An 8,306-nucleotide genomic window follows, 5' to 3' on the forward strand; every position below is an offset into this window, starting at 1 on the left:
ACCCCCATGCTCACCCCCGTCACCGACCCCGACGGCGCCCCCTTCTGGCGCTACGCCGCCCAGGGCGAGCTCAGGGTCCAGGCCTGTGCCGACTGCGGCGAACCCCGCTTCCCGCCCCGCCCCTGCTGCCCGCACTGCCAGTCCTTCGAATCCGAGTGGCGTCCCGTGTCCGGCCACGGACGTGTCTGGTCCTACGTCGTCCCCCATCCCCCGCTCCTCGCGGACTACGCGGCGCAGGCGCCGTACAACGTGGTCGTCGTCGAACTCACCGACCATCCCCGCATCCGTCTCGTCGGCAACCTGGTCAGCTCGGCCGGGGCGCCACTCAACTCCCTTGATCCGGGCCGGATCCGTATCGGCGCCCGGGTGCATGTGGTGTTCTCCGGCGGGCTTGTGCAGTGGGTGCTGTCGTGAGCGGTCTGGGGGTCACCGTCGACAAGGACTCCGGTGTCGCCGTCGTCACCCTCGACCGGCCACACAGGCTCAACGCGATCGATCTCGCTCTGCGGGACGCACTCGTGCGGGCGTGGCGGGAGTTGCGGTTCGACGACTCCGTGCGGGCGATCGTCCTCACGGGGGCGGGTGAGCGCGCCTTCTGTACCGGGCTGGACCGGGATGCGGAGGTTCCGCAGCCCAACTCCCCCTATATGGCCGACGATCCGCTGCTTCGTGTCGGGCCCAAGGCCAACGATCTCTGGAAGCCCGTCGTCGTCGCCGTACGGGGAATGGCCTGCGGCGGGGCCTTCTATCTGCTCGGCGAGAGCGAGTTCGTCGTCGCCGACACGACAGCGGAGTTCTTCGATCCGCACACGACGTACGGCATGGTCAGCGCGTACGAGTCGGTCCTCATGGCGCAGCGGATGCCGTACGGCGAGGTCGCCCGGATGATGCTCATGGGGACCGCCGAGCGGATCTCCGCGCAGCGGGCCCACGAGACCGGGCTGGTCTCCGAACTCACCGAGCCCGGCGCCGCGTTGGAGACCGCGGTGCGCTGTGCCGCCGTCATCGCCGGGTATCCGCCCGAGGGTGTGCAGGGCACCGTCCGCGCCCTGTGGGCGGCCAGGGAGGCCGCTCTCGCCGCCGGCTTCGCGCAGGCCCCGCATCTCATCTCGCTCGGGAACCTGCCGGACGAGCGGCAGACGGAGCTGTTCGCCGCCCGCCGCCCCGGGTTCAGGACCCGGTGACGTCGTCCCAGTTGTAGGAGGCGACCGGGTCCAGGTCGCAGTGGTCGACCTTGGCGGCGCTCTCCTCGGCGTTGGTCACCTCGATCCGCATGGTCTTCGTGCCGTTCGCGGCCACGGTGACCTGCTCGATGGTGCCATTGACCGAGTCGTCGTCGGCTTCCATGAAGTTGATGTGGACGTCGAAGGTGCTCTCGGTGCTGTTCGGGTTGGTGACCTCGATCGTCGCGTACGGGTCCGCCACCGTCGCGCAGCTGATCAGCCGCGCCGTACCGTCCTCGTAACCGGACGGGGACGATTCCCCGGACGAACCACCGGAGTAGCCGTCGTCGTAGTCGTCGTCGTAGTCGTCGTCATCGTCGTAGTCGTGGTAGGTCCCCGAGCCGCCTCCCGAGGTGGACGACGAGCTGTCGTGGTCCTGGCTGGAACTGCTGCATCCGCCCCCGCTCCGACTACCGCTCCCGTGTCGGCTCTTCGAGCTCGTCGAGAACCCGGACAGGGCCAGGACCACCAATGCGATGACAGCTGTGAACTTGAGAGTGCGCCCCCGTGCGATCATGCCGCCACTCTAGCGACCACTTGTCACGGCCATGCCACTACATGGTGCCCCTTCCGTACGACGGCCGTCACCAGCGGCTCACGCGGTCCTGGCCGTCCCCGTTCCCTTCTCCGCGTCCAGCGCGTACACGCAGCGGTCCTTGCTGCACGCGTACACGACGCCGTCCTTCACCACCGGGGCACCGGTGATCTCGCCGCCGGTCGCCAGCTTCCAGCGCAGCCGGCCGTCGTCGGCCTTCAGGGTGTACAGCAGGTGGTCCGTGGAGCCGAAGTGGATGCGGCCCTCCGCCACCGCGGGCGCGCCCACGATGTCGCCGCCCGCCTGGAAGCGCCACTTGGGCGTGCCGGTGACCGCGTCCAGGGTGTACAGCCCCTTGCCGCTGCCGACGTGCACATGCCCCGCCACCACCAGCACCGGCTCGATCGAGGCCCTGGCCTCGGTGGCGATGCGCCAGCGGTCGCGGCCGTCGGCGGCGTCGAGGGCGTAGACCGTGCCGAGATAGTCGGCCAGGTAGACGCCACCGCCGGTCACGGCCGGGCCCGGCACGAAGGCGGGCGGGCAGAGGAAGACCGCCGGTGCCTCGAAGTGCCACTTCACATGGCCGCTCGCGACGTCCAGCGCGAGCACCCGGGTGCCGGCCGAGACATACACATAGCCGTCGGGCGCCTGCGTCACCCGGACCGGTACGCCGCCGCAGGAGGCCGCGTCGCCGATGGGGTACGACCAGCGCTCGTCGCCGGTGCGGGCGTCCAGGGCGCGCAGCCGGGCGTCCTGCCAGACGTACACCGTGCCGTCGTGCAGCGCCGGGCCGGCCTCCGGGGACTCGAAGTCCGTCTGCGCCCCGGTGAGCTCCCACAGCTTCTGGCCGCCCGAGGCCTCCCAGCCCTGGACGCCGCCGCCACGGCTGCCGGTGACGACCGTGCCCCGGCCGGCCTTGAGCGAGTACACCCAGGCGTCCGTCTGGATCCGCCACAGGTCGGCGCCCTCGCGGGCCTCCAGGGCGAACAGGGTGGGACCGTCGGAGGCGTGGATACGGCCGTCCGCGACCGCCATCGACCAGGCGACGTCCCGGGTCTTGAAGCGGCGGCGCCCGGTGGCCACGTCGAGGGCGTGCACCTCGAAGGAGGTGACGTAGACGAGGTCGTCGGCGACGGAGGGGGTCCCCCACACGTCGTTCGACATGCGGAAACGCCACGGCCGCCAGCCGCCGCCCGGCTCCTGTGCGGGCGGTGCGGGTACGGCGGGGCCCACGGCGGCGTCCGTGCCGTTGACGCCGGGGCGCGGCTTGGACCAGCTGGCGACCAGGCCGGCCTCCGGCGGCGGCGCCTTGACGGCGGCGGCGCGGGCGTCGGCGACGCGCGGTCCGGGCCCGATGGGCACCTGGGCGCCCGCGAGGCGCACCGGGCCGGTGTCGGGGGCGCCGACGGGCACGGGGGCCGGGTCATGGGAGGGCGGCGGGGGTACGGGGGCGACCCGGCCTCCGCCGCTGCGGCCGCCCGGACCCGGCTTGACGGCCGGGCGCCCGTTGCGGCGCGCCTCGATCAGGCCCACGGCCCGCTCGGGCAGCCAGGCCGACGCCGTACCGCTGTCGTCGGAGCCGGAGCCGAAGAGGTGCGGGGCGAGCTGGGACTGGAGGTCGGCCGGGTTGGGGCGGCCGGTGGCCTCCATCTGCATACAGGACTCGATGAGCGGACGGAGTTCGTCCGGGAGGCCTTCGAGGTCCGGGCCCTCGCGGAGCAGCATGAAGACCGTCTCGACCGGGTTGGCGCCGTGGAAGGGCGGGTGGCCGGTGGCGGCGAAGACCAGCATGGAGCCGAGCGAGAAGACGTCGCTCGCGCCGGTGACGCTGCGGGAGTCCTTGGCCTGCTCCGGCGACATGTAGGCGGGGGTGCCCACCGCCACATTGGTCATGGTCAGACGCGTGTTCGATACGCCGGATGCGATACCGAAGTCGATCACCCGGGGGCCGTCCTCGACGACCAGCACGTTGGACGGCTTCAGGTCGCGGTGGACAAGGCCCGCTCCGTGGATCGACTGGAGGGCCTCCGCGACGCCGGCCGCGAGCCAGCGCACCGCCTGGGCCGGCATCGGCCCGCACTCGTTCACTATCTCTTCGAGGGAGGGCGCGGGAACGTACGCGGTGGCCAGCCAGGGCACGGCGGCGCGGGCGTCGGCGTCGACGACGGCCGCCGTGTAGAAGCCGGAGACCGCGCGGGCCGCCTCCACCTCACGCGAGAAGCGGACGCGGAACAGCTGGTCCTCGGCGAGTTCCGTACGGACCGTCTTGATCGCCACGCGCCGGCCGGACGCCGAGCGCGCGAGATAGACCAGCCCCATGCCGCCGGCGCCCAGCCGTCCCAGCACCTCGAACGGCCCGATCCGCCGCGGATCGTGCTGTGTCAGCTGATCCACCACTTGCCTGCCACCTCCCCGTACGGGCCGCGTCACACCCTTATGCACGCGACCCCGTGCAGCGTCTCACCACCGCACCGCCATGGCGGCACGCACCCTGATTCTTCCTGGCCGAGGCGCAGGTTGCGAACCCGGTTGCAAATCGGGATGTCCCATGCCAAACCGGCGCTTTTCACTGCCCCGGTCGGCCGTCGGGACGTACCAGTACGGCGAACGACGCCCCCTGATTGTCGGTGACGACGGCGACTTTGCCGTACGACGTCTCGAAGGGTGGAGCCTGGACCCGCCCGCCGAGCCGGTTCACCGTCCCGAGAACGGCCTCACAGTCCTCGACTCCGAAGTGGACGAGGAAGTGGGGCGGCATCTCGGCCGGAAAGACGTCGGAGACGGGGGCGCGGCCGAAATCGGGCCTGGCGTCCGGTCCGAACAGGGCGTCATGGAACAGCCCGCCGTAGAAGGTGTTGGCGCCCTCGGTGTCCCGGGCGTACAGCTCGGCCCAGACGAAGGTGCCCGGCTCGTGCCGTACGCCGAAACCGGTGTGGGAGTCCGGCTCCCACAGACCGAAGACGGCGCCGTCGGGGTCGGTGACCAGGGCGCTGGTGCCCAGGTCGCCGACCGGCATGGGGGCGGTGACGACCTGTCCGCCGGCGGCCCAGACCCGGTCGGCGAGGCCCTCGATGTCCGGCGTCGCGAAGTACACCGTCCAGACGGTGGGCATCCGCCCGTCCGTCTTGTGCGCGAGCGCGGCGACGGGCTCGCCCTCCTTCAGGGCCCATACGGCCCCGCCGTACCGCTGCTCCTCGAAGGTCCACCCGAAGAGCTCACCATAGAACCGCTTGCCCGCCTCCACATCGGGAAGCTGCGCGTCCACCCAGCACGGGACGCCCTCTCCGTACATGGATGCCCTGTTTTCGGCCATACCGCCAAACTAACGGCGACTCACGCAGCGCGCAGACCAGCGCACCAGCCCCGAAGCTCCCTCGCACCCCATTTGCAGTCGGCCGAATCGCGCTCCGATCACCCCTCGGTAAGCTGACGGCATGACAGGACAAGTGCGTACCGTCGACGGCCGCGTGGCCGGCCGGCGTGGGCAGGCGACCCGGCAGAAGCTGCTCGACTGCCTCAGCGAGATGCTCAGCTCCTCCCCTTACCGGGACGTCAAAGTCATCGATGTCGCCCGGAAAGCGGGCACTTCGCCCGCGACCTTCTACCAGTACTTCCCGGACGTCGAGGGCGCCGTCCTGGAGATCGCCGAGCAAATGGCCACCGAGGGCGGCCAGTTGACCCAGCTGCTCGAGGGCAGATCCTGGGTCGGCAAGGCGGGCTGGCAGACGGCGCAGGAACTTGTGGACGGTTTTCTCGAGTTCTGGCGCAGGAACGACGCGATCCTCAGGGTCGTCGACCTCGGCGCCGCCGAGGGCGACAAGCGGTTCTACAAGCTCCGTATGAAGATCCTGAACTCCGTGAACAACTCCCTGTCCGACTCGGTCGCCGAGTTGCAGGCCAAGGGCAAGGTCGACAAGGACGTGAACCCGGCGGCGGTCGCCGGTTCACTGGTCGCGATGCTCGCGGCGGTCGCCTCGCACCAGAAGGGCTTCCAGACATGGGGCGTCAAACAGGCTGAACTCAAGCCGAACCTGGCGCTGTTGGTGCATCTGGGTGTGACCGGAAAGAAGCCGACCAAGTAACCGACAATCTTTTTCCAGGCACCAAGTCCTGTCTGGTAGGCGGTGGTTCACACGGGTGAGCCGCCGCCTGCCGTGTTTTCACGCCGGTAGGGGCCGGTCCTTCACGACGTGCTTCATCACGAGCGTGGACGTCAGCCGCTGCACCCCCGGCAGCGTGGCCAGCCGCTCGTCGTACAGCCGTTGATAGGCCGTGAGGTCCGCCGCGACCACCCGCAGCAGATAGTCCGGCTCCCCGAACAGCCGCTGCGCCTCCTGCACGCCCTCCACCTCCGCGAGCGCCCGCTCGAACCCGGCGACGGTGTCCCGGTCCTCCTGCCGCATGGTGACGAAGACGAGCGCCTCGAAGTTCAGCCCGACGGCCGAGGGCTCCACGACCGCCCGGTACCCGCTGATGGCGCCGGCCCGCTCCAGTTCCCGCAGCCGCCGGTGGCACGGCGAGACACTGAGCCGCACCCGCGCCGCCAGCTCGGTCACGGTCAGCCGCCCGTCCTGCTGGAGCTCGGCAAGAATTTTCCGGTCCACGTCGTCCATAGGGGAGATCTTCCCCCAGAACATGCGATCATGGGCAAATTTCAGAAACACTTTCGGGCTATTCACGCCTAATGTCCCCTGCATGAACTCGGGAACCCTCCTCTCCTTCCTCGCCGTGGACCTCCTGCTGGTCTGCGTGCCGGGCGGCGACTGGGCGTACGCGATATCCGCAGGGCTGCGCGGACGCTCGGTGGCGTGGGCGGTGGGCGGCCTGGTGTCCGGGTACGCGCTGCACACGGCGCTCGCGGTGGCGGGCCTGGCGGTGCTGGTGGCCGGGGAGCCCGGTCTGCTGACCGCGCTGACGGTGGCCGGGGCCGGGTACCTGGTGTGGCTGGGGTGGAGCGTGCTGCGCAGGCCGGGCGTCCCCGGCACCGCGGAAGAGCCCGTGGAGACCTCCGATGCCCGCGTCTTCCTGCGGGGCGCGACGATCAGCGGCCTGAACCCCAAGGGGCTGCTGCTCTACCTCTCGGTCCTGCCGCAGTTCCTTAACCCGACGGGCGTCCCCGTGCCCGTCCAGACCGCCACCCTCGGCGTCCTGCACATGGTGTGCTGCGCCGCCGTCTATCTGACGGTCGGCCTCGCGGCCCGCGCGGTCCTGGGCGCCCGCCCGGCGGCGGCCCGCGCGGTCACCCGCACATCGGGCGCCGCAATGCTGGGAATCGGCGCGTTCCTGCTGGTCCAGCGCCTGGCAACGCTCTAGAAGTTACTTCCGTACGATCCTGAAGAGCCGTATCTCCCGCTCGATCCGGGCCTGATACGTCGCGTACGGCGGCCAGAAGGCCAGCGCCGCCTTCCACACGGCGGCCCGCTCCTCCCCTTCCAGCAGATGGGCCGTCACGGCGATGTCGGTGCCCTTCCAGCTGATCTCGACGTCGGGACGGGCCATCAGGTTGGCGGTCCAGGCGGGATGCCCGTCCCGCCCGAAGTTGGACCCGATGAGAATCCAGCTCCGCCCGCCCTCCTCGGGCATACAGGCCAGGGGCGTACGACGCGTCAGCCCACTGCGCGCACCGACGGACGTCAGGATCACGCCCGGCAGCATCTGCGCGCTGAGGATGACCTTCCCGCGCGTGAGCCGGTGCACGGCCCGGTCCAGCGCCGGAATGACATGCGGGGCGACCTTGGCGAACCCCCGCGTGGACGAGATCCTCTGTACCGCGCGTTCCCCGATCACACCGTCACCTCCGGCTGCCCGGCCGCCTCGAAGAGCCGTGCCGCGTCGGCCGCGTGCGCCCGCAGCCGGTGCACCGGCCCGAACAGCAGCTCGTCGCCGGCGGCCCGCTTGAAATACAGCTGGACGTCGTGCTCCCAGGTGAAGCCGATGCCCCCGTGCAACTGGACGGCTTCACCGGCGGCGGCACGCAACGCCTCCAGCCCCTGAGCCAGGGCCAGCCCGCCCACCCGCTCTCCGTGCACGGTGGCCCAGGCCGCGTAGTACGCCGCCGAACGCGCCGCCTGCACCTGCACATACACATCGGCCAGCCGGTGCTTGACCGCCTGGAACGACCCGATGGCCCGCCCGAACTGTTCCCGCTGCTTCACATACTCGACGGTCCGCTCCAGCACCCGGTCGGCGGCCCCGACGGCCTCGCAGGCGAGGAAGACGGCGGCGAAGTCCCCGAGCCGGGCCAGCGCGCCCAGCACGTCGGCACTTTCGTCGCCCAGCAACCGGGCTTCCACATTCCGTAGTTGGAGCCGGGCGAGCGGGCGGGTGGCGTCGAGGGCGGTCTGCCGTACGCGCACGAGCCCGTCGGTGTCCCCGGGGACGAGGAAGACAAGCGTGCGGGACCGGGCGAATCCACCGGTGTGCGCGGCGACGAGCAGAACCCCGGCGGAGTGCCCGTCGGGAACGTGATCGATCTCCCCGTACAGCCGCCAGCCGCCCCCCTCTCGGTCAGCGCCTCCGCCCCCGGCCCGTCGAGCCTGTACGCCCCC

General features: G+C 70.9%; 10 protein-coding genes. 4 read left to right on the forward strand and 6 right to left on the reverse strand.

Annotated elements, in window-relative coordinates; genetic code table 11:
• Positions 1 to 6 precede the first annotated feature (6 nt).
• The gene (locus TN53_RS35515) at positions 7 to 414 is read left to right on the forward strand and encodes a Zn-ribbon domain-containing OB-fold protein (protein WP_046262929.1); all 408 of its coding nucleotides are present in this window, start codon (positions 7 to 9) and stop codon (positions 412 to 414) included.
• Positions 411 to 1,184, forward strand: a complete 774-nt coding sequence (locus tag TN53_RS35520) for an enoyl-CoA hydratase/isomerase family protein (protein WP_234441780.1) — start codon at positions 411 to 413, stop codon at positions 1,182 to 1,184. The genes TN53_RS35515 and TN53_RS35520 overlap by 4 nt, the downstream gene beginning before the upstream one ends.
• Here TN53_RS35520 and TN53_RS35525 read toward each other — a convergent pair.
• The 3 genes from TN53_RS35525 to TN53_RS35535 form a co-directional block, all read right to left on the reverse strand.
• Entirely contained in the window at positions 1,171 to 1,740 is a 570-nt protein-coding gene (locus tag TN53_RS35525; RefSeq protein WP_046262931.1) for a hypothetical protein, read from the reverse strand. The two genes, TN53_RS35520 and TN53_RS35525, sit on opposite strands and share 14 nt — an antisense overlap.
• 78 nt (positions 1,741 to 1,818) lie before the next feature.
• Complete coding sequence (locus tag TN53_RS35530) at positions 1,819 to 4,155, reverse strand: PQQ-binding-like beta-propeller repeat protein (protein WP_046262932.1); 2,337 nt, start codon at positions 4,153 to 4,155, stop codon at positions 1,819 to 1,821.
• Between the two features lie 169 nt (positions 4,156 to 4,324).
• Positions 4,325 to 5,071: a VOC family protein gene (locus TN53_RS35535; protein ID WP_095046905.1), complete on the reverse strand. Its 747-nt coding sequence runs from the start codon at positions 5,069 to 5,071 to the stop codon at positions 4,325 to 4,327.
• 133 nt (positions 5,072 to 5,204) lie between these two features.
• On the opposite strand from TN53_RS35535, the gene TN53_RS35540 reads away from it, so the two are divergent.
• Positions 5,205 to 5,840 carry a TetR family transcriptional regulator gene (locus tag TN53_RS35540; protein WP_046262934.1) on the forward strand — a complete coding sequence of 212 codons (636 nt, stop codon included), beginning with the start codon at positions 5,205 to 5,207 and terminating at the stop codon, positions 5,838 to 5,840.
• A 78-nt stretch (positions 5,841 to 5,918) separates the two neighbouring features.
• On the opposite strand, the gene TN53_RS35545 is transcribed toward TN53_RS35540, so the two are convergent.
• The gene (locus tag TN53_RS35545; protein WP_046262935.1) at positions 5,919 to 6,371 is read right to left on the reverse strand and encodes an Lrp/AsnC family transcriptional regulator; all 453 of its coding nucleotides are present in this window, start codon (positions 6,369 to 6,371) and stop codon (positions 5,919 to 5,921) included.
• An 82-nt stretch (positions 6,372 to 6,453) separates the two neighbouring features.
• On the opposite strand from TN53_RS35545, the gene TN53_RS35550 reads away from it, so the two are divergent.
• Entirely contained in the window at positions 6,454 to 7,071 is a 618-nt protein-coding gene (locus TN53_RS35550) for a LysE family translocator (RefSeq protein WP_046262936.1), read from the forward strand.
• A 3-nt stretch (positions 7,072 to 7,074) separates the two neighbouring features.
• On the opposite strand, the gene TN53_RS35555 is transcribed toward TN53_RS35550, so the two are convergent.
• Positions 7,075 to 7,545 (reverse strand): nitroreductase/quinone reductase family protein, encoded by a 471-nt coding sequence (locus TN53_RS35555; protein ID WP_046262937.1) that lies wholly within the window; start codon positions 7,543 to 7,545, stop codon positions 7,075 to 7,077.
• Positions 7,542 to 8,306, reverse strand: a 765-nt coding sequence (locus tag TN53_RS35560) for an acyl-CoA dehydrogenase family protein (protein ID WP_046262938.1), incomplete at its 5' end; no start/stop codon positions are given. The genes TN53_RS35560 and TN53_RS35555, both read right to left, overlap by 4 nt.

It is taken from the genome of Streptomyces sp. WM6386 (genome assembly GCF_000972385.1).
GTDB lineage: Bacteria > Actinomycetota > Actinomycetes > Streptomycetales > Streptomycetaceae > Streptomyces.

Excerpts from the sequence above, each read along its gene's own strand:
- TN53_RS35545 (WP_046262935.1), bottom strand. The coding sequence starts at position 6,371 with ATGGACGACGTGGACCGGAAAATTCTTGCCGAGCTCCAGCAGGACGGG.
- TN53_RS35515 (WP_046262929.1), top strand. The coding sequence starts at position 7 with ATGCTCACCCCCGTCACCGACCCCGACGGCGCCCCCTTCTGGCGCTAC.
- TN53_RS35550 (WP_046262936.1), top strand. The coding sequence starts at position 6,454 with ATGAACTCGGGAACCCTCCTCTCCTTCCTCGCCGTGGACCTCCTGCTG.
- TN53_RS35525 (WP_046262931.1), bottom strand. The coding sequence starts at position 1,740 with ATGATCGCACGGGGGCGCACTCTCAAGTTCACAGCTGTCATCGCATTG.
- TN53_RS35535 (WP_095046905.1), bottom strand. The coding sequence starts at position 5,071 with ATGGCCGAAAACAGGGCATCCATGTACGGAGAGGGCGTCCCGTGCTGG.